Raw genomic sequence first — 18,997 nt, 5'->3', positions numbered from 1 at the left:
CACAATGACCAAACAACCACGCAAACAGCGAACACGGACGCGCGACGCGCCGCTCCACGAGCGGCACGACCAGGTGCGCGCCACGCTCTCCGACGACCTCCGCGAGGAGTACGGTCGGCGCAACGCCCGCGTCAACGCGGGCGACACCGTCGAGGTGCTCCGCGGGGACTTCGCCGGCGACTCCGGCGAGATCATCGAGGTCGATCTCAAGGAGGCGGCCGTCTACGTCGAGGACGTCACCGTCGAGAAGGCCGACGGCGAGGAAGTGCCGCGGCCGCTTGACGCGTCGAACGTCCGCATCACGAAACTGGCGTTCCACGACGACGACGACCGTCGCGAGGCGCGCCTGCGCGCGGAGGAGGACAACGAATGACACGACACCAGAAACGACTCTCGGTTCCGAACTCCTGGCCTGTCGAACGGAAGGAGGCGACGTGGACGGTCAAGGCCGGCGCCGGTCCGCACGGCGAGGCCGGCGTTCCGCTCTTGATCCTGCTGCGGGACGTCCTCGGCTACGTCGACTCGAAGAAGGAGGCGCGCTACGCGCTGAACCAGGACAGCGTGCTGGTCAACGGCGAGGCGGTGTCGGACGAATCCCGTCCCATCGGGATGTTCGACATCGTCGCGTTCACCCAGCGCGAGGAGTACTACCGGGTGTTCCCCGACGAGGGGGGACGCCTGGCACTGACGCCGATCTCCGCCGACGCGGCCGACAGCCGCCTCGGAAAGATCGTCCGCAAACAGCAGGTGGCGGGTGGCGCGTTCCAGCTCACTCTCCACGACGGGACGAACCTCCGGATCGAAGACGCCGCGGACGCGGCCGACTACTCGACGAACGACTCGCTCGTCGTCGACAACGAGACGAAGGAGATCGTCGCCCACTTCCCGTACGAAGAGGGTGCGCTCGTGACCGCCGTCGACGGCCAGCACGCCGGCGAGATCGGCGAGGTCGCCGAGATCACGGTCACGCCCGGAAGCGGGTCGAACACCGTCCGCGTCACCCGCGACGACGACTCGGAGTTCGAGACCGTCGAGGGGTACGTCGTCGTCATCGACGAGAACTTCACCGGCGGTTCCGACGCGACCGACGGGGACGGAGGTGACGACTGATGTCCTCTGAGACCGACTCGGAGGGCGAGTTCCACGAGATGCGCCGCCCCACGGTCGAGAAGGTCGTCGTCCACATGGGCGTCGGCACGGGCGGGCGCGAACTCGCGAACGCCGAGGAGATCCTCGGCGAGGTCGCGGGCCAGCAGCCGGTCCGGACGCAGTCGAAGCGTGCGAGCCAGGACTTCGGCGTCCGGCGGGGCGAACCCGTCGGTGCCAAGGTCACGCTCCGCGGCGACGCCGCCACGGCGTTCCTCGACACGGCGCTGCCGCTGACGGACCTCCACGACGGACAGTTCGACGAGTACGGGAACTTCAGCTTCGGCGTCGCCGAACACACCGAGTTCCCGAGCCAGGAGTACGACCCGAACATCGGGATCTACGGGCTGGACGTGACGGTCAACCTCGTCCGGCCGGGCTACCGCGTGCGCAAGCGCGACAAGGCGACCAGTTCGATCCCGTCGCGCCACATGCTCACTCCGGCGGACGCGATCGCGTTCGTCGAGAGCGAGTTCGGGGTCGAGGTAGAGGTGACTGACGAATGAGCGAGAGCGAGACAGAGACGGGCGAACACGCCTCCCGGCGCACGGGCATCGAGCGCGAGTGCCGACGGTGTGAGCGGAAACAGGGGCTGGTGGGGAAGTACGACATCTTCCTCTGCCGGCAGTGCTTCCGCGAGGTCGCTCGCGACATCGGATTCAAGAAGTATCGATAACAATGGCGGACAACGATCCACTCAGCAACGCGCTCTCCGGCGTGAACAACGCCGAGAGCGTCGGCCATCTGAGCCACACGGTACAGCCCGCCTCGAACGTCATCGGCTCGGTGCTCGAGGTCTTCTACGACCGCGGGTACATCGACGGCTTCGAGTTCGTCGACGACGGCAAGGCCGGAAACTTCGAGGTCGAACTGAAAGGCGCGATCAACCGGTGTGGCGCCGTGAAGCCCCGGTACACCACCGGGGCCGACGAGTACGAGAAGTGGGAGAAGCGGTATCTCCCCGCCCGCGACTACGGGACGCTCATCGTCTCGACGAGTCACGGCGTCATGAGCCACTACGAGGCCCGTGAGGAGGGGCTCGGTGGCCAGGTGATCGCATACGTATACTGACGATGACACGAACAGCACTACCGATTCCCGACGACGTCACCGCCGAACTGGACCACCTCACGCTCACGGTCGAGGGACCGAACGGGAGCGTCTCCCGGCGTCTCTGGTTCCCCGACGTGTCCGTGACGGTCGACGACGGCGCGGTCGTGATCGAATCCGACGCGGAGGACGCCAAGACCACCGCCACCGTGGGCACGTTCGAGAGCCACGTGCGGAACATGTTCCACGGCGTCACCGAGGGGTGGGAGTACAAGATGGAAGTCTTCTACGCCCACTTCCCGATGCAGGTGTCGGTCGACGGCGACCACGTCGTGATCAAGAACTTCCTCGGCGAGAAGGCACCGCGTCGCGCGAAGATCCGCGGCGACACCGAGATCCAGGTCGACGGCGAGGAGGTCACCCTCTCCGGTCCGAACAAGGAGGACGTCGGCCAGACGGCGGCCGACATCGAACAGCTCACCCGTGTGAAGGACAAGGACACGCGCGTGTTCCAGGACGGCGTCTACATCACGGAGAAACCGCAGGCCGTAGGAGGTGCCTAGATGTCCGCCGACGATCCCGACGAGGACGTCGACGCCGACACGGACGTCGAAGCGACCGACGCGGACGTCGAAGAGACCGACGCCGACACGGACGTCGAAGAAACAGAAGACGAGATCACGGATCTCGAGGACATCAGCGGTGTCGGCCCCTCGAAGGCCGAGGCGCTCCGCGAGGCCGGCTACGAGACGGTCGAGGACGTCAAGGCCGCGAGCCAGGCGGAACTCTCGGACGTCGACGGCGTCGGAAACGCCCTCGCCGCACGAATTAAGGCGGACGTCGGCGGTCTCGAGGTCACAGAAGAGACCGAGGCCGAGGTCGAAGACGACACGGAGGCCGCGGTCGAGGCCGAACCCGACGAGGAGGGCCCGACGAAGCGGGTCCCCCGCGGCCACGCCGACAAGACGCCGGAGCTGGACGACGAGACCGCGCGGGCGCTGACGCAGAAGCACCGCGAGGGGATGCCGCAGTTCAACCGGCAGGACCACCACATGAAAAAGCGGACGCCGACCTCCTGGCGAAAGCCCCGCGGCAACCTCTCGAAGCAGCGCCGCGGCATCAAGGGCAAGGGCCCCATGGTCGAGGCGGGCTACCGCTCGCCGAAAGCGGCGCGTGGGCTCCACCCCTCGGGTTTCGAGGAGGTCCGCGTCCACAACACGGACGACCTCGAGGGTGTCGACGGCGACACCCAGGCGGTCCGGATCGCCTCCTCGGTGGGTGGTCGCAAGCGCGAGCGCATCGAGGACGAGTGTGAAGACCGCGAGATCCGCGTCCTCAACCCGACCTACATCGAGGTCGAAGCGGAGGAGGAAGACGAATGACTGACCTGAAAGCCCAGCGACGGATGGCCGCCGACGTCCTCGACGTCGGGAAGGACCGCGTCTGGATGGACCCGGAGGAACAGGCCGAGATCGCGGACGCCATCACGCGCGAGGACGTCCGCGACCTGGTCGACCAGGGGATCGTCCGCGTCAAGGACGCGAAGGGCAACTCGAAAGGTCGCGCCCGCGAGCGGCAGAAGAAGCGCGACTACGGACACCGCACGGGTGCCGGCTCCCGGAAGGGGAAAGCGGGCGCCCGGCAGAACAAGAAGAAGGCATGGATCAGCCGGATCCGCGCTCAGCGCCGTCGGCTGCGCGAGCTGCGCGACGACGGCCCGCTCTCCCCGAGCGAGTACCGCACGCTCTACAACAAGGCGAGCGGTGGCGAGTTCGACAGCGTCGACCGGCTCGAGACGTACATCGAGACACACTACGGACACGAGGTGAAATAATGGCGACAGGACCACGGTACAAGGTACCGATGCGTCGCCGTCGCGAGTCCCGCACGGACTACCATCAGCGGTTGCGCCTGCTGAAATCGGGTAAACCACGGCTCGTTGCTCGCGTGAGCAACAAGCACGTCAGGGCGCAGCTGGTCACGCCGGGACCGCAGGGCGACGAGACACACGCGAGCGCCTCGAGCGAGGACCTCGCCGACTACGGCTGGGAGGCCCCGACGGGGAACCTCCCGAGCGCCTATCTGACGGGCTACCTCGTGGGCGTCCGCGCCCGCGAGGCCGGCCTCGACGAGGCGGTGCTCGACATCGGCCTCAACACGGCGACGCCTGGCAACAAGGTGTTCGCAGTACAGGAAGGTGCAATCGACGCCGGGCTCGAGGTCCCGCACAACGAGAGCGTGCTCGCGGACTGGTCGCGTAACCGCGGCGAGCACATCGCCGACTACGCCGAACAGCTCGACGAGCCGCTCTACAGCGGGACGTTCGACGCCACGGACCTGCCCGAGCACTTCGACACGGTGCTCGAGCGACTTCAGGAGGACGCATGAGCAGAAGCAACGACGGATGGGAGCCGCGCACGCGGCTCGGCCGCATGGTACAGAACGGCGACGTCACGTCGATGGAGCAGGCCCTCGAATCGGGCCTCCCGTTGAAAGAGCCGGAGATCGTCGACCAGCTCCTCCCGGGGCTGGACGACGAGGTGCTGGACATCAACATGGTCCAGCGCATGACCGACTCCGGTCGCCGGGTGAAGTTCCGGTGCGTCGTCGCGGTGGGCAACCGCGACGGCTACCTCGGCTACGCCGAGGGACGCGACGACCAGGTCGGCGGTGCGATCCAGAAGGCCATCGAGGTGGCGAAGCTGAACATCATCAAGGTCGACCGCGGCTCGGGCTCGTGGGAGGACCGTGCCGGTGGGACGCACTCGCTCACCCGGAAGGCCGAGGGGAAAGCCGGCTCCGTCACCGTCGAGATCATCCCCGCCCCGCGCGGGCTGGGGCTCGCGGCGTCGGAGACGACGCGGAACATCCTCGAACTCGCCGGCGTGCAGGACGCGTGGACCAAGTCCCACGGCAACACCCGCACCACGGTGAACCTCGCGAAGGCGACGTACAACGCGCTGCGGAACGCCTCGCAGTCGCGCACGCCGCGACGGGCGCGGCGCGTGCAGGCCGAAGGGGAGGTGTCGGAGTGATGCAGGCGATCGTCCAGCTCCGCGGCGAGGTGGACATGAGTTCCGGCGTCCGCGACACGATGAAGATGCTCAACCTCCACGGCGTCAACCACTGCGCGTTCGTGCCCGAGGAGGACACCTACCGCGGGATGATCACCAAGGTGAACGACTGGGTGGCTCACGGCGAGCCCTCGGTCGACGTGGTGGAGACACTCCTGCGGAAACGAGCCCAGCCCATCGAGGGCGACGCCGACGTCGATGAGGCGTGGCTCGCCGCCAACACGGCGTACGACGACTTCGCGTCGCTGGCGGAGGCGCTCGTCGCCGAGGAGACCACACTTCGCGAACAGGGACTCACGCCCGTGCTCCGTCTGCACCCGCCACGCGGCGGCCACAGGGGTATCAAACACGCGGCCGCGGAGGGCGGCCAGCTCGGCAAGCACACGACCGAGCAGATCGACGCCCTCCTGGAGGAGATGCGATGACGTCGAAGAAACGACGCCAGCGCGGCTCGCGCACACACGGCGGCGGCACTCACAAGAACCGGCGCGGTGCCGGGCACCGTGGGGGTCGCGGCCGCGCGGGCCGGGACAAACACGAGTTCCACAACTACGAGCCGCTCGGCAAACACGGCTTCACGCGCCCCGAGGAGACGCAGGACACCGTCGCGGAGGTGCGCGTCCAGAAGCTCGACGAGGACGCGGCGCTCCTCGCGGCGGAGGGCGTCGCCGAGGCCGACGGCGACGCCTACCACCTCGACGCCCGCGACGTCGCCGAGGACGGCCACGACGTCGACGTCGTGAAGGTGCTCGGCGGCGGGCAGGTCCGCAACGAACTGCACGTCGTCGCCGACGCCTTCACCGCCGGTGCCGTCGAGCTCATCGAAGAGGCCGGCGGCACGGCCGAACTGTCCGAGCGCGGGCAGGAGATGGCCGCCGAGGCCGACGCCGACGACGCGGACGAAACCGAAAACACTTCGGACGACGAGGCGAACGGAGCATAACTCATGGGATGGAAGGAGGCCGCCGAACCGGTGCTGACGCGGATGCCCTCGGTCACCCGCCCGGAGGGGCACGTCCCCTTCCGTCGCAAGCTCGGGTGGACCGCGGGCATCCTCGTCCTGTATTTCTTCCTGACGAACGTCACCCTGTTCGGGCTCGCGACTGGCTCCGAGGACTTCTTCGGCCAGTTCCGATCGATCCTGGCGGGGTCGCAGGGATCGATCCTCCAGCTCGGGATCGGTCCGATCGTCACGGCGAGCATCGTGCTGCAACTGCTCGGCGGGGCGGATCTGCTCGGACTCGACACGAACGACCCCCGTGACCAGATCCTCTACCAGGGCCTCCAGAAGGTGCTGGTCATCGTGATGATCTTCCTCACGGGGCTGCCGATGGTGTTCGCCGGCAACTTCCTGCCCGCCGACCCCGCCGTGGCGCAGTCGCTCGGCGTCGGCACTGGCGCGGTGAACGGGCTCCTCTTCGCACAGATCGCCGTCGGTGGCATCCTCATCCTGTTCATGGACGAGGTCGTCTCGAAGTGGGGCGTCGGCTCCGGAGTCGGACTGTTCATCATCGCCGGCGTCAGCCAGCAGCTCGTCGCCGGGCTGTTCAGCTGGGAGGCGCTCGGTCGCGCGTCGGGCTTCTTCCCGACGTGGTTCGGCATCCTCACCGGCTCGAACGAGCTTCCCTCCGTCCTGACCGCCGAGGGGCTCCAAGCGCTGTTCCTCGGCCAGGGGCAGATCCTCGCGCTCATCACGACGCTTCTGATCTTCGTCATCGTCGTCTACGCCGAGTCCGTCCGCGTCGAGATCCCGCTCAGTCACGCCCGCGTGAAGGGCGCACGCGGTCGGTTCCCAGTGAAGCTCATCTACGCGAGCGTCCTGCCGATGATCCTCGTCCGCGCGCTGCAGGCGAACCTCCAGTTCCTCGGCCGGATCCTCAACAGCCAGTGGGCCGCGATGCCCGCCTGGCTCGGCGAGTACGGCACACAGGGGAACGTGACGGGTGGCCTGTTCTACTTCCTCGCGCCGATACAGACGCGTGCGGACTGGATGTGGTTCCTCGGCCTCACGTCGAACGAGCCGTGGGAGATCATGGTCCGCATCCTCGTGGACCTGACGTTCATGATCATCGGCGGCGCCATCTTCGCGATCTTCTGGGTCGAAACGACGGGCATGGGGCCCGAGGCGACGGCCCGACAGATCCAGAACTCCGGGATGCAGATCCCCGGCTTCCGCCGCAACCCACAGGTCATCGAGAAGGTGATGGAGCGGTACATCCCGCAGGTCACCGTGATCGGGGGTGCTCTGGTGGGACTGCTGGCCGTGGCGGCGAACATGCTCGGCACGATCGGACAGGTCTCGGGAACGGGGCTGCTGCTGACGGTGTCGATCACGTACAAGCTGTACGAGGAGATCGCCGAAGAGCAGCTGATGGAGATGCACCCGATGATGCGCCAGATGTTCGGCAACTGAAGAGAACGATCTAAAGCGCTAAACACCCACTTTTCGATGTCCTGTCCGCTTCGGCTCACCTGAGTACGGGATGGCGTAAGCTAGTTACCTCTGTATGCAGTTCGTATACATATGAGCACGTCCATCCGAGTCTCCGACGACACGAAGCGGCTGTTAGAGCGCCTGAAACAGGACGACGAGACGTTCGACGAGCTCTTGGAACGTCTTGCACAGAGTGAACGACCAATCGAAATCGGTGCGTGGAGCGAAGAGGAAGCCGAGAAAGCGCGGGCGGCCGTGAAGCGCTCTCGGGAGAGCTTCGAGCGGTGACGTTTCTCGATAGCTCCGTCATCATCGATATGTTGGCAGGCGTCCCCGATATCGTCGAAGCCGTCGAAGAACGGGGTCAGCCCTACCTCACGTCGTCACTTTGCGTGTTCGAGGTCGTCGACGGGAGAGTGGGCAGCGGTGAGACCGACGTCGTCGGGGTTCGCCAGCAGTTCGGGGGTGTCCGGGCGTTGGACCTGAACGAGCAAATCGCGTTAGAGGCCGCTCGGATGCAGGACAAGCTGATGGACGACGGCGAACGGATGGCGGTGCGCGACCTGCTCATCGCAGCGACCGCCCGGTCCACGGGAGACGAACTAATCGTCTCGGACAGCGACTTCGAAACCGGCTTTCTCACGGAGATGATGGACGTCACGAACCTCCGCCGTGCCGACTGACGAATGCGAAGCCAACGGCGCGCCAGTCTCAAGAGAAGATTGACAGTTCGATAATCACGAAATCGTGGCGTGGTGCTGCAGGCACATCCCAGCGGACCGCTCCCGTATATGATTGGCTAGGTCGGTTTACTCGTCGGAATCGTTATCTCGGTCGTTGTGCTGCACACTCTGTATCGATTCGTGAACCGGGAGTAGCTCAGTATGTGTTCGTATTGAGTCCCTGATGTGTCTCCATTCGACGGATGAGTAGCCAGATGTTCGGCGGTAACTGACGATCCGGACGCGCTTTTCTCTCTATCCACCGTCGAGACCGACCACCGAGGCCACCAGCGCGGCCGGACGCACTGCCTCCCGACGAGCACTTTTTCTTCGTGGCACGTCTCGACGCGACGATGGGAACGCTCGCGCTCGACATCGAGACGGCAAGTCCGTTCCGGGAACCCGGTCCGGACGATGACGACACCGCGTACTTCGAGCTGCTCGCCGTCGCGGTCGGCTACCGTGACGCGAGCGGCACCGAGACGGATGTCCTCCTCCGGCGCGGTGGGTGGGACGCCGACCACACCGCGGCGCTCCTCGACCGGCTGCTCGCGTGGTGTCGCGGTCGGGACGTCGAGCGAACCCTGACGTACAACGGCGTTCACTTCGATCTCCGGCACCTGCGGAACTGGGCCGAGCGGCTGGATCAGACGGGCGTGCGTCTCGGCATGGTCGACGATCTGTCGACGGTCCTGCCCACTCACGTCGACCTCGCGCTCGCGGCGCGAGACCGCTACCGTGACGAGCTGCTGTCGGGCCAGCGGGTCCTCCCGCTCTGGAAGGTGTGCGACCTGACCGGCGTCGACGAGGAGCGGGTGTGGTACGACGACTACGGCCTCAACGACGACTACCTCCGCGGGCTCGACGTCGACGCCCGGTTCGTCAAAGCGGCGCACGTCGGACGGACCCTCGGTGCACGGTACGTCGACGGGCTCGTGGCAGGGCTGACGGAGACGACGACACACCGTCGGCTCCACCGGCTCCTGACCGACTACGCCGCTGGCGACGTCGACGTGCTCTTCGGCGTCTACGACGCGCTGGGTGGGCCGGCACTCGACGAGACGTACCACGAACCGGTCGGCGAACTGGGTCGGTGAACTGCGTCGGTGGACTGAGTCGGCCGATTCGACCGACGGCCCGGGTCGACGGACTGAGCCAGCGAGTGGAACCGACAGCCACGGTGGCCGGGCGGAACACCCATCACTCCCGGCGGTGTCGGTGGCGTGTGAACGAACCCGATCGACGCGTTCCGGCGGATCGAACTGCGCTGGCCCACTCGGATCCAGTTCGGCACCGTCGGCACCGACGACCCCGTCCCGGGCGCGGCGGTCGCGCTGGCTCCAACGCCCGCTCCGGGACTCCTCGTCTCGCCCGCGGGAGTCGTCGGTCACCGGTGATGAGTGCCGTGGGAGCCACGGGGATCACGGGCACGAAGCGATCACCGGGACCGATCGTCACCGAATCGGTGTCGAGGCCCGGACCGTCCGGTGACGCCGGGGTTATCGGGAGGCCGCGGTGACCGTCGCACCGGCACCGCTGGGCGAGGCAATCGCCGCTCTCCGCGAGGGACGCACGGCGGCGACGGCGTACGTCGCCGAACGGTGCGGGCGAGTCGACGCGGTCGAGTCGGACGTCCGGGCGTGGGTGGACGGTCCGAAGGAGCGCGAGTGGCTGGTGGCCGAGGCGGCGGCGCTGGCCGAACGGTATCCCGAGCCGGCGGATCGACCACCCCTCTACGGCGTCCCGGTGGGGGTCAAAGACGTCTTCCACGTCGACGGCCTCCCGACGCGCGGGGGATCAGACCTCCCTGCTGGCGAACTGGTCGGTCCCGAGGCGGCAGTCGTGACCGCCCTCCGCCGGGCCGGTGCGCTCGTGTTCGGCAAGACCGTGACGACCGAGTTCGCCTACTTCGAGCCGGGACCGACGCGGAACCCCCACAACCTCTCCCACACGCCCGGCGGGTCGAGCAGTGGCTCGGCGGCCGCCGTCGCCGCGGGGATGTGCCCGCTGGCGCTTGGGACGCAGACGATCGGGTCGGTGATCCGCCCGGCGTCGTTCTGCGGGGTCGTCGGCTTCAAACCGAGCTACGGCCGGATCCCGCTCGACGGCCTCCTCCCGCTGTCGCCGTCGCTCGACCACGTCGGCCTGTTCACACAGGACGTCGCGGGGATGTATGCTGCGGCTGCGGTCTGTCTCGACGACTGGCTCCCGCCGGATGACCCGAAAGACAGCGATCACCCGGTTCTCGGCGTCCCCGACGGAGCGTACCTCTCACAGGCGTCGGACGCGGGGCGGGCCGCGTTCGAGGAACACCTCGCGACGCTCGACGCGGCCGGGTTCGAGATCCGACGAGTGCGGGTGGACGCCTTCGAGGCGATCGAGGCGATCAACGACCGGCATACGGACCTCATGGCTGCGGAGGCCGCGCTCGAACACCAGGAGTGGCTCGACACGTACCCCGACCGGTACGCCGACAGCACGGCTGCGATGCTCCGCGAGGGCCGGGACGTCCCCGTCGGGACGGTCGCCGACGCCCGGGCCGGTCGGCACGACCTCCGGGAGTCGCTTGCGGAGGCGGCGGCCGACCACGACATCGACGTGTGGGTCAGTCCCGGAGCCCCGGGACCCGCCCCGGAGGGGATCGACACGACCGGTGACCCGGTGATGAATCTCCCGTGGACGCACGCCGGCGTGCCCGCGGTTGCGGTCCCCGGGAGCACGGTCGACGGACTTCCGGTCGGCGTCCAGTGTACCGCCTCGTTCGGATCGGACGAGCGCCTGCTGGCCTGGGCGGGGTTGATCGACGCGGCGCTGGGGGGCGCGTCCGACGGCTAACCGTCGGAGCGGTCTCCCTCGTCCCACCGGATCCGGAGCCAGACCACCGCCGCCACCCCCGTCAGCCCGGCCAGCAGCACGAAGCCGGCGTCGAACAGCCCCGCGTCACCGAACAGGCCCATCACGGACGAGCCGGTGGCGCCGAGGGCGAAGAAGAGCGTCCGGATGAGCCCCCAGCCCGCCCCCTGCACCTGCGTCGGGAGCTCTCGGACGATGAACGCGCTCGCGAGCGGGGCGGCCGCGATACGGACGCCTAGGAGGGGGACGAGCACGGAGAGGGCGACGACCCCCTCCGCGAACGGGAGGGCGAGCAGGCTCACGGTGGAAAAGAGGATCACCAGCAGGACGACCGTCCGTTCCCGGTACCGGTCCGCGAAGTGTCCCACGACCGGCTGGACGACGGCACCGACGACGAACAGCAGGCCGAACAGTGCGGCGGCGATCCCCTGGTCGATCCCTTTCACTTCGACGAGGTAGGTCGGGAGGAAGGCGACGAGCGCCTGGTAGGTGAAGACGAAGACGATCATGGCGAGGCTCGCGAAGACCACGGACCGATCGGTCAGCGCCCCGGCGGTCCGCCGGACCGTCTCCCGGGCCGACAGCCGGTCGGTCGTCGCGTTCGCCGGCGTCGACGAGACGGCCCACCACAGCCCGACGCTGACGAGGAGCATCGGGACGAAGAGCCACACGACGGCGAGCCGCCACCCCCAGCGGCTCGCGACGGCGGTGGCGACGAACGGGAGCACCGCCGCGCCGAGGCTTCCGGCGGCGAACGTCACGCTGTACGCCGTACTGTCCGCGTCCGGATAGCGCCGCGAGAGGAGCATGTCGCGGGGGGTTCCGAACAGCCCGGAGCCGACGCCGAACAGCGCACAGGCGAGGAGGAACAGCGTGAACGGCGGCGAGAAGTAGAACGTCCCGATCGCGATCGCCCCGGCGACTGCTCCCACGACGAGGAGGCGTCGCTCGCCGATCCGGTCGGCCGTCAGCCCAGCCGGGAACTGGAGGCTGGCGTACACCAGCCAGAGCACCGTCAGCGCGAAGCCCGCGCTCGCGTTGTCGATGGCGAAGTCGGCTTTGATCTGCGGGAGGAGCGCCGGGAGCACCACCCGGAAGCCGCTGATGAAGAGCCAGCCGGCCGCCACGATGAGGAGCGTCCAGCCGCGACCGTCGCCCCGCAACCCGCGGAGCGTCTTCTCAGCCGTCCGCATCGTGGAGAGCGTGTCGTGCGTGCGGGGTGAGTTCGCGACTCACCTCGTCGTTGTCGGTGTCTGCCGGCGTCGTCCAGCGGGCCCGTCGTATCACTGCTGTGGCCGACGCCCCCGGGCCGTATCAAGGAACGGTTCGCGTCAACTCACGTCGACCTGTGACGATCCGCGTCGACCCGTGTCGACCCGCGTTCCCGGCCCGGTCGTCGCCTACGCCCCGTCCCACCCGTCGATGATCGGCTCGCGGAAGTCGGTGCCGAACGCCCGGCTCGAGACGGCGACGACCGGCGGCGTCTGGACGCGCTTGAACGTGTTCCGCTTCATCCGCCGGTAGGTGTCGTACACCACGTCGGCGAAGGCGTCGGCGTCGAGTTTGTCGTACACGGTTCGGCCCTCGTCGTCCGGCCGGTACCGGCTCTCGTCGAGACTCCGGCGCTCGAACCGCGCGACGATCTCGGCGGGGCTCAGCCGTCCCTCGAGGAGGTCGCTGACGACGGGCGAGACGACGTCGTAGTCGAAGGGATCGACCTGGTCCTGGCTCAGCTCCGCCGACGGCGGGATCTCGAACACTTCGTGGGGAATGACCTCCTCCCCGGCGCGCTCGTTGACGTACGCGGCGACGTCGTAGACGTCGCGCTTCGAGAGGTCGCCCAGGATCGACAGGCCACCGCAGGCGTCGCCGTACAGCGTCACGTAGCCGAGCGCCATCTCGGTCTCGTTGCCGTTCGTCACGAGCAGCCCGCCCGAGTCGTTCGAGGCGAGCATCAGCAGCAGGCCACGCACGCGCGCGTAGACGTTCTCCTTCGCGACGCCGTGCGACACCGGCCCGACGTGCGTCTCGTACGTGTCGAGGAGCACGTCGTACGCCGACTGGACGGGGACGACGCGGTAGTCGACGCCGAGGTTCTCGGCCAGTCTCGCGGCGTTGCCCTTCGTCGTCTCCGTGTTCACCGCGGAGGGGAGGTTGTAGGCGACGACGTTCTCGGCCCCGAGCGCCTCGACGCAGATCGCGAGGCCGAGCGAGGAGTCGATCCCGCCCGAGACGGATTCGATCACGGTCTCGAACCCCGTCTTGTCGGCGTACTCGCGGAGCCCGAACGCCAGCGCCTCGAACAGTTCGCGCTCGCGGCGCTCGGGTTCGACCGGCTCGCCGCCCGGGACGAGTGGGCCGTTCTCGCCCGCGACCCCACCTGACACGTGGCTCCCGACGCCGTCGTCGTCGAACGCCACGGATACCAGGTCCGTGTCGAACTGCGCGCCACGGGCGACGACGGCCCCCCCAGCGTCCACGGCGAGCGAGTCGCCGTCGAAGACGATGACGTTCCGTCCCACGTCCGCGACGCCCGCCGTGTTGACGTACAACAGCGGGACGCCGGTCGCGGCGACGTGGTCGCGGATCGTCGCGGCTCGTTCCGCTCGCTTCCCGACCTCGAACGGCGACGCGTTGAGGTTCACGATCAGGTCCGCGCCCGCGTCGGCGAGTTCTCTGACCGGCCGGCGGTCGTAGTCGGCGTCCCACATGTCCTCACAGACGGAGACGCCGAGCGAACACGATCCGCCCTCGAGGGAGACGTCGACGGGGGTGACCCGTTCGCCCGGCTCGAAGTAGCGTTCGTCGTCGAAGTAGCGGTAGTTCGGTAGGAGGACCTTGTGGCTGATCCCTCGGACTTCGCCGTGCTGGCAGACGGCGGCGGCGTTGTACCGGTCGTCGCCCGCGCGGTCGACGAAGCCGACGACCGCGGCCGTCGAACCAGTGTGAGCGGCGATCTCGTCGAGCGCCTCCCGGTTGTAGTCGACGAACGTGTCGTCTTCGACGAGGTCGAGGATACAGTAGCCCGTGAGCACCATCTCCGGGAAGACGACGATGTCGGCGCCGTCGGCGGCGGCGTGGTCGTACGCGTCGCGGACGAGCGCGGTGTTGCCGTCGATGTCCCCCGTCGTCGGATCGAGTTGCGAGAGTGAAACGGTGAGCGTCATGCGGAAGTGGCGGACGTCGTGCCCGCGTCGGTATCGGACTCTCGGTGAGCGAGCGGCTTATACTGTGGGTCGCCACTCGCGCGGCGATCGTCCCCGTCCACCAGCGACGGCTCCGTGGCTACGGAACCCCCGGCCACGCCCGACCGGGTCGGCGCGGCCTCGTCGGTTCTATCCGATTCTCTCGCATGAGGACGATTTTCGTTAAAAAATACGTGTCCTGCCGACGTCCGACTACTGGGTTCTCACCCACGATAACTGGTGGCACACGTTTATATACTGAAAGGCCGGAGGTGGTACTGTGCCTGGAACGGGGGCACCGACGCAGACTCACACCATACCCACCGCCCCCGGCCGGGACACACAACACAGGAACATGAGCGCCATCGAACCGTCGGAACAGAGCCAGTCCGCCCATCTCGAGGAACTGCCGCAGTTCGACCTCGAGTATCTCTACGACGACGACGACTCCCCGACCGAGGTCACAGTGTTCGCGGACGACCCCGAATCGCTCTCGACTCAGTGGATCACCATCGACCGCGACTGTGCGGTCCCGCTCGAAGAGGTCCGCTGACACCGAGGCTGCCGGCCACTCCGACGCGACACCCACCGACAGAGGCACCACACGACCCTCCCACGGGCCGCACCCGACCGGGCACTCCCTTACGAGCGACCGTTCGCCCTCCACCGGGTCCCGAAGCCCCGACACTCTTCCGGCAGCAGTGACGTTTTTGGGCAGCAGTGACGTCCCGGTTCGCGGCGTCTCACTCGTGCTCCGGGCCGTGGTCTGTTCTCACCGAGCTCCGAACGAACTCGACGGAGGCCCTGCCCGCTCACACGTCCGTCAGCGACGATCGACCGCCGAGTCGTCGCCCGTGACGACCGATACGTCGGGTCGCCAACCGTCTCGACGCTCCCAACGCGACCGTGAGGAACGTCTCACACCGTCCGACCGGGAGCGGTCCACGTCGGTCGTCGCGCGGCAAGGATTTAGCCATCCCCTGACATAGTGGTGGACATGTCCGACGTGATCGACGGTCTCGAGGGCGAACTGCGAAGTAACGCGATCAGCGTCGAGTCGATCTCGCGGGGTGAGACTATCGATATCGCGTACCTCACGGCGTTCCCGGGGACGCGCGTCGACCACCAGGAGATGGGTCGTGCGTGCAACACGTTCATCGATCTCGCCGAGGACGACGACTGGTCGCCACGACGCGTCGATGTGACCGTGCTCCGATCGGACGACGACGTGCTCGGCACGTGGCACATCGAACCCGAGTGGATCACGGGCCTCGTCGAGTACCGGCTCAGCGAGGAGGACTTCTCCGAGCGCGTCCTCGACACGCTCGACCACGCGTCCGGCGAGGGTGCGGACGGGACCAGCGGCGACGACGGCGACGGCGAAGCGGAGGCGGAGTCGTGAACCGCGCCGCCCGGCGGCGTCCGCGCGCCCGGCTCGACGGACGGCCCTCGACGTTCGACTACTCCCGCGTCACCGTCACGTTCGAGAGCGGTGGCGACGCCTGTACGGGGTGGCTCTACCGACCCGACCGTCCGGCGGACGCACCCGTCGTCGTGATGGCCGGCGGGCTCGCGCTGCCACGAGAGACGTTGCGGTCGCTGGCCGAGCGGTTCGCCGAACACGGCTACGCCGCGTTCGTCTTCGACTACCGGGGCGTCGGCGACAGCGAGGGGACCCCGCGCGGGCTCCTCTCGCCGTCGCGGGGGGTAGCCGACTGGGAGGAGGCCGTCGCGCGCGTCCGCGGCCTCGACGGCGTCGACACGGGCCGACTCGTGCTCTGGGGACACTCGCTCGGCGGCGCGTACGCGCTCTCGGTCGTCGCGGACGACCCGCGCGTTCGCGGCGTCGTGGCAGTCGCCCCCGTGCTCTCGGGCGGATCGTTGCTCCGCGCACGGCCCCTGCCAGCCGTGCTGAGGGCGGTCGTCGCCGGTGTCCGCGACCGGGTACAGAGTCTCCTCCCCCGGGTCGGCCCCCACACCGTCCCCGTTGCGGACGACGACACCGATCTCGCGGTGGTCTCCGACACGGGGTTCAGCGGCGCGTACCGCCGGTTCGCCTCGATCCCCGACGTCCCCGCCCGCTCGTTCCTCTCGCTCGCCCGCTACAGCGCCCCCGTCGACGAGGTGACCTGTCCGGCGCTGTTCGTCGCCGGGAGCTACGACGACGTCGGCGACGCCGACGCGATCGAGGCCGCCGTGGCCGACCGCCCCGACGCGACCCTTCTGCGGGTCCCGGCTACCCATCTCGATCTCCTGGACGACGCGGGTGCCGTCGAACACGCGCTCGTCTTCCTCGACGGCCTGTTCGACGTCGACTGACACCGACACGGATTTCTCCCCTGATAACGAGGGAAGAACGCTTATGCCGTCTCCCGACGTTCCTCGTGACATGACTATCACGACGAAGAGCGCGGTCGCCGTCCTCCTCTCGGTCGCGCTCGTGACGAGTCTCGCCGCCCCCGCCGCCGCGCAGTCCGATCCCGCGTGGGCAGACAGCATGTACGACGACTTCAGCGAGATGGTGCCGAAGTACAACGAGAACGCCGGATCGCTCGATCTCGGTATCGGCAACAGTTTGCTGGAGAACCAGCGCGTCACCGTCCGGGTGAAGGACGGCTCCGAGACCGCCTACTACTGGTTCGAGACCGACGCGAACAAGCGCATCACGGCCACGGGCGAGGGCAAGCACCCCGACGGCGCGACGCTCGTCGTCAAGACCTCGCGACGAGCCCTGACCGACGTCGCCTCGGCGGACAACCCCGTCGCAGCGTTCCGTGACGGCGTCCGGAGCAACGACATCAAGTTCTCGGGCCAGACACCACAGACGTTCGTCGTCGGTGTCGGCGTCTCCATCGGACAGACGCTCGGCCTCTTCGGCTGACACCCGTTCGGCGCGTCTGCCGTTCATCCTCCCCTACTGTTCACCGTCCTTCTGTCCCCGTTCTCTGCGCTCACTTCCCACCCCTCGGCTTCGTCTTCTAGTCCCCTCCCTCCCGACGACGCGCTTCCGGCTTCGATCGTCGCGTCGGTCCCTCTCACGCTGTCGCTCGCCGTTCGATATTCGCTCTCTCCCGACCACTCGCCGTTCGATCTCCAACGACTCTCTCCGTCCGAACGACAACCCCCGCCCGCTGTCCGGATCTCCTGCCCGTCGGCGTCTCCCGTCACGACGCGCGGTCTATCTGCTCCGACATCTCGAAAGAACTGGTGGTATTCTGCAATTTTTGCGTGATGAGCAGACGTTCGTGGCTCTACATTCGTACAATCGCGGCAGATGATAAAGAGTTATCACCGCGTCCCTGTGTATCGGAAACCAGGAACTGCCGACGATGCGGGAGCGGACACCGGCAGTCGTCGCAGTGGCGACCGCGGCCATCGAGCGGACACCGAGGCGAGACGATCGTGTCAGCACAGCATTCCGGGCCGATACGGCGGAGCATCGAGGTCGAATACTGGGTCGTCGACGACGAGGGACGGCTCACACCGCCCGGAGACCTGCTCGGGGTGTCGCCGGGCGTCGAACCGGAGTTCGTCGAGCCGATCGTCGAGATCAAGACGACACCGTGTGAGACGACCCGTGCGTTGCGCGACGAGCTGCTCGCCCGGCTCGGCGACGTCCTCGAACGGGCCGACGAACTCGGCAAGCGGCTCGTCCCGCTCGGGACACCCCTCGCCGGCGACGACGTCAGGGAACGACCGAGCGACCGGACGCGCGTGCAGAACCGCGTCGTCGGCGACGACTTCGCGTACGTCCGCCACTGTGCCGGGACGCACATCCACGTCGAACAGCAGCCCGGCCGTGCGGTCGACCAGTTGAACACGCTGGTCGCGCTCGACCCCGCGCTGGCGCTCGTCAACTCCGCACCGTACTTCGACGGAAGCCGTCTCGCGACCGGGGCACGGTCGCTGCTCTACCGCCGGATGGCGTATGCCGACGTCCCACACCAGGGCTGGCTGTGGCGGTACATCGACGACGTCGCGGAGTGGGACCGACGGCTCGAACGGCGTTACGACGACTTCGTGACGGCCGCCGTCGACGCGGGGGTCGACCGGCGAACGATCGAGGCGAACTTCGACCCCGAGAGCGCCATCTGGACGCCCGTCCAGTTCCGCGAGACGTTCGGTACCGTCGAGTGGCGCTCGCCCGACGCCGCGCTGCCGACGCAGGTGATCCGTCTGGCCGACGACATCGCCTCGGTCGTCGACGGTCTCCGTGACGCCGAGGTCCGTATCGAGGGTGACCGGGGCCACGTCTCGGACGGCGAAATCGTGCTGCCCGGCTTCGACGCGGTCCTCGGCCACGTCGACGACGCCATCGATCCGGGCCTCGACTCGACACCCCTCCGCTCGTATCTCGACCGGATGGGGTTCGACGTCGACGCCTACCGCCCGCTCTCTCCCGACCTCGACGTGGGCGACAGCCTGACGCCCGCCGAGGCGCGACGGTGCCGACTCGACGCCGCCGACCGGCTCGAACGCGACGTCCTGCGGGCCGAGCCGGTTTCGAGCGACTGACGGGCGGCCCGCCGGACG

General features: G+C 68.0%; 24 protein-coding genes. 22 read left to right on the top strand and 2 right to left on the bottom strand.

From position 1 onward, the window contains the following. The first annotated feature begins 4 nt into the window (after positions 1-4). From rplX to FZP69_RS17760, 17 genes are all read left to right on the top strand, one after another. Entirely contained in the window at positions 5-373 is a 369-nt protein-coding gene (gene rplX / locus FZP69_RS17840) for a 50S ribosomal protein L24 (protein ID WP_152042717.1), read from the top strand. Further along, positions 370-1,110 carry a 30S ribosomal protein S4e gene (locus tag FZP69_RS17835; protein WP_152042716.1) on the top strand — a complete coding sequence of 247 codons (741 nt, stop codon included), beginning with the start codon at positions 370-372 and terminating at the stop codon, positions 1,108-1,110. Before rplX ends, FZP69_RS17835 begins: the two co-directional genes overlap by 4 nt. Next, positions 1,110-1,652, top strand: coding sequence for a 50S ribosomal protein L5 (locus FZP69_RS17830; protein WP_152042715.1), 543 nt, complete (start codon positions 1,110-1,112; stop codon positions 1,650-1,652). The genes FZP69_RS17835 and FZP69_RS17830 overlap by 1 nt, the downstream gene beginning before the upstream one ends. Then, positions 1,649-1,822: a 30S ribosomal protein S14 gene (locus tag FZP69_RS17825; RefSeq protein ID WP_152042714.1), complete on the top strand. Its 174-nt coding sequence runs from the start codon at positions 1,649-1,651 to the stop codon at positions 1,820-1,822. Before FZP69_RS17830 ends, FZP69_RS17825 begins: the two co-directional genes overlap by 4 nt. 2 nt (positions 1,823-1,824) lie before the next feature. Then, a complete protein-coding gene (locus tag FZP69_RS17820; RefSeq protein ID WP_152042713.1) occupies positions 1,825-2,217 on the top strand; it encodes a 30S ribosomal protein S8 in 393 nt (130 codons plus the stop codon). A 2-nt stretch (positions 2,218-2,219) separates the two neighbouring features. Beyond that, positions 2,220-2,759, top strand: a complete 540-nt coding sequence (locus tag FZP69_RS17815; RefSeq protein ID WP_152042712.1) for a 50S ribosomal protein L6 — start codon at positions 2,220-2,222, stop codon at positions 2,757-2,759. Beyond that, positions 2,760-3,578 carry a 50S ribosomal protein L32e gene (locus FZP69_RS17810; RefSeq protein WP_152042711.1) on the top strand — a complete coding sequence of 273 codons (819 nt, stop codon included), beginning with the start codon at positions 2,760-2,762 and terminating at the stop codon, positions 3,576-3,578. Beyond that, positions 3,575-4,030, top strand: a complete 456-nt coding sequence (locus FZP69_RS17805) for a 50S ribosomal protein L19e (protein WP_152042710.1) — start codon at positions 3,575-3,577, stop codon at positions 4,028-4,030. The genes FZP69_RS17810 and FZP69_RS17805 overlap by 4 nt, the downstream gene beginning before the upstream one ends. Continuing rightward, entirely contained in the window at positions 4,030-4,584 is a 555-nt protein-coding gene (locus FZP69_RS17800) for a 50S ribosomal protein L18 (RefSeq protein WP_152042709.1), read from the top strand. Before FZP69_RS17805 ends, FZP69_RS17800 begins: the two co-directional genes overlap by 1 nt. Continuing rightward, the gene (locus FZP69_RS17795) at positions 4,581-5,231 is read left to right on the top strand and encodes a 30S ribosomal protein S5 (RefSeq protein WP_152042708.1); all 651 of its coding nucleotides are present in this window, start codon (positions 4,581-4,583) and stop codon (positions 5,229-5,231) included. The genes FZP69_RS17800 and FZP69_RS17795 overlap by 4 nt, the downstream gene beginning before the upstream one ends. Continuing rightward, complete coding sequence (locus FZP69_RS17790) at positions 5,231-5,695, top strand: 50S ribosomal protein L30 (protein ID WP_152042707.1); 465 nt, start codon at positions 5,231-5,233, stop codon at positions 5,693-5,695. Before FZP69_RS17795 ends, FZP69_RS17790 begins: the two co-directional genes overlap by 1 nt. Then, on the top strand, positions 5,692-6,213 hold the full coding sequence (locus FZP69_RS17785) for an uL15m family ribosomal protein (protein ID WP_152042706.1): 522 nt from the start codon (positions 5,692-5,694) through the stop codon (positions 6,211-6,213). Before FZP69_RS17790 ends, FZP69_RS17785 begins: the two co-directional genes overlap by 4 nt. Before the next feature lie 3 nt (positions 6,214-6,216). Further along, positions 6,217-7,683: a preprotein translocase subunit SecY gene (gene secY, locus FZP69_RS17780; RefSeq protein WP_152042705.1), complete on the top strand. Its 1,467-nt coding sequence runs from the start codon at positions 6,217-6,219 to the stop codon at positions 7,681-7,683. A 111-nt stretch (positions 7,684-7,794) separates the two neighbouring features. After that, positions 7,795-7,992 carry a DUF7557 family protein gene (locus FZP69_RS17775; protein ID WP_152042704.1) on the top strand — a complete coding sequence of 66 codons (198 nt, stop codon included), beginning with the start codon at positions 7,795-7,797 and terminating at the stop codon, positions 7,990-7,992. After that, complete coding sequence (locus FZP69_RS17770; protein ID WP_152042703.1) at positions 7,989-8,387, top strand: PIN domain-containing protein; 399 nt, start codon at positions 7,989-7,991, stop codon at positions 8,385-8,387. The genes FZP69_RS17775 and FZP69_RS17770 overlap by 4 nt, the downstream gene beginning before the upstream one ends. A gap of 392 nt (positions 8,388-8,779) precedes the next feature. Then, positions 8,780-9,523, top strand: coding sequence for a hypothetical protein (locus FZP69_RS17765; RefSeq protein WP_152042702.1), 744 nt, complete (start codon positions 8,780-8,782; stop codon positions 9,521-9,523). 418 nt (positions 9,524-9,941) lie between these two features. Then, a complete protein-coding gene (locus FZP69_RS17760) occupies positions 9,942-11,261 on the top strand; it encodes an amidase (protein WP_152042701.1) in 1,320 nt (439 codons plus the stop codon). Here FZP69_RS17760 and FZP69_RS17755 read toward each other — a convergent pair. Further along, on the bottom strand, positions 11,258-12,472 hold the full coding sequence (locus FZP69_RS17755) for an MFS transporter (RefSeq protein ID WP_152042700.1): 1,215 nt from the start codon (positions 12,470-12,472) through the stop codon (positions 11,258-11,260). The genes FZP69_RS17760 and FZP69_RS17755 overlap by 4 nt on opposite strands. Positions 12,473-12,679: 207 nt before the next feature. Then, positions 12,680-14,446 carry an NAD(+) synthase gene (nadE, locus tag FZP69_RS17750; protein WP_152042699.1) on the bottom strand — a complete coding sequence of 589 codons (1,767 nt, stop codon included), beginning with the start codon at positions 14,444-14,446 and terminating at the stop codon, positions 12,680-12,682. 298 nt (positions 14,447-14,744) lie between these two features. Here nadE and FZP69_RS17745 point away from each other — a divergent pair, with 298 nt between their 5' ends. The 5 genes from FZP69_RS17745 (at position 14,745) to FZP69_RS17725 (ending at position 18,979) form a co-directional block, all read left to right on the top strand. Continuing rightward, positions 14,745-15,017 carry a DUF7511 domain-containing protein gene (locus FZP69_RS17745; RefSeq protein WP_240137697.1) on the top strand — a complete coding sequence of 91 codons (273 nt, stop codon included), beginning with the start codon at positions 14,745-14,747 and terminating at the stop codon, positions 15,015-15,017. Positions 15,018-15,461: 444 nt separating this feature from the next. Beyond that, on the top strand, positions 15,462-15,866 hold the full coding sequence (locus FZP69_RS17740; RefSeq protein WP_152042698.1) for a hypothetical protein: 405 nt from the start codon (positions 15,462-15,464) through the stop codon (positions 15,864-15,866). After that, the gene (locus FZP69_RS17735; RefSeq protein ID WP_152042697.1) at positions 15,863-16,783 is read left to right on the top strand and encodes an alpha/beta hydrolase; all 921 of its coding nucleotides are present in this window, start codon (positions 15,863-15,865) and stop codon (positions 16,781-16,783) included. The genes FZP69_RS17740 and FZP69_RS17735 overlap by 4 nt, the downstream gene beginning before the upstream one ends. 70 nt (positions 16,784-16,853) lie before the next feature. After that, positions 16,854-17,345: a hypothetical protein gene (locus FZP69_RS17730; RefSeq protein ID WP_152042696.1), complete on the top strand. Its 492-nt coding sequence runs from the start codon at positions 16,854-16,856 to the stop codon at positions 17,343-17,345. Between the two features lie 521 nt (positions 17,346-17,866). Next, a complete protein-coding gene (locus tag FZP69_RS17725) occupies positions 17,867-18,979 on the top strand; it encodes a glutamate-cysteine ligase family protein (protein ID WP_152042695.1) in 1,113 nt (370 codons plus the stop codon). The last annotated feature ends 18 nt before the right edge of the window (positions 18,980-18,997 follow it).

Source organism: Salinigranum salinum (assembly GCF_009176545.1).
In the GTDB taxonomy this organism is placed as follows: domain Archaea; phylum Halobacteriota; class Halobacteria; order Halobacteriales; family Haloferacaceae; genus Salinigranum; species Salinigranum salinum.
Note: the sequence above shows the minus strand (reverse complement) of the source record. Positions and strands in the feature narration are given on the sequence as shown.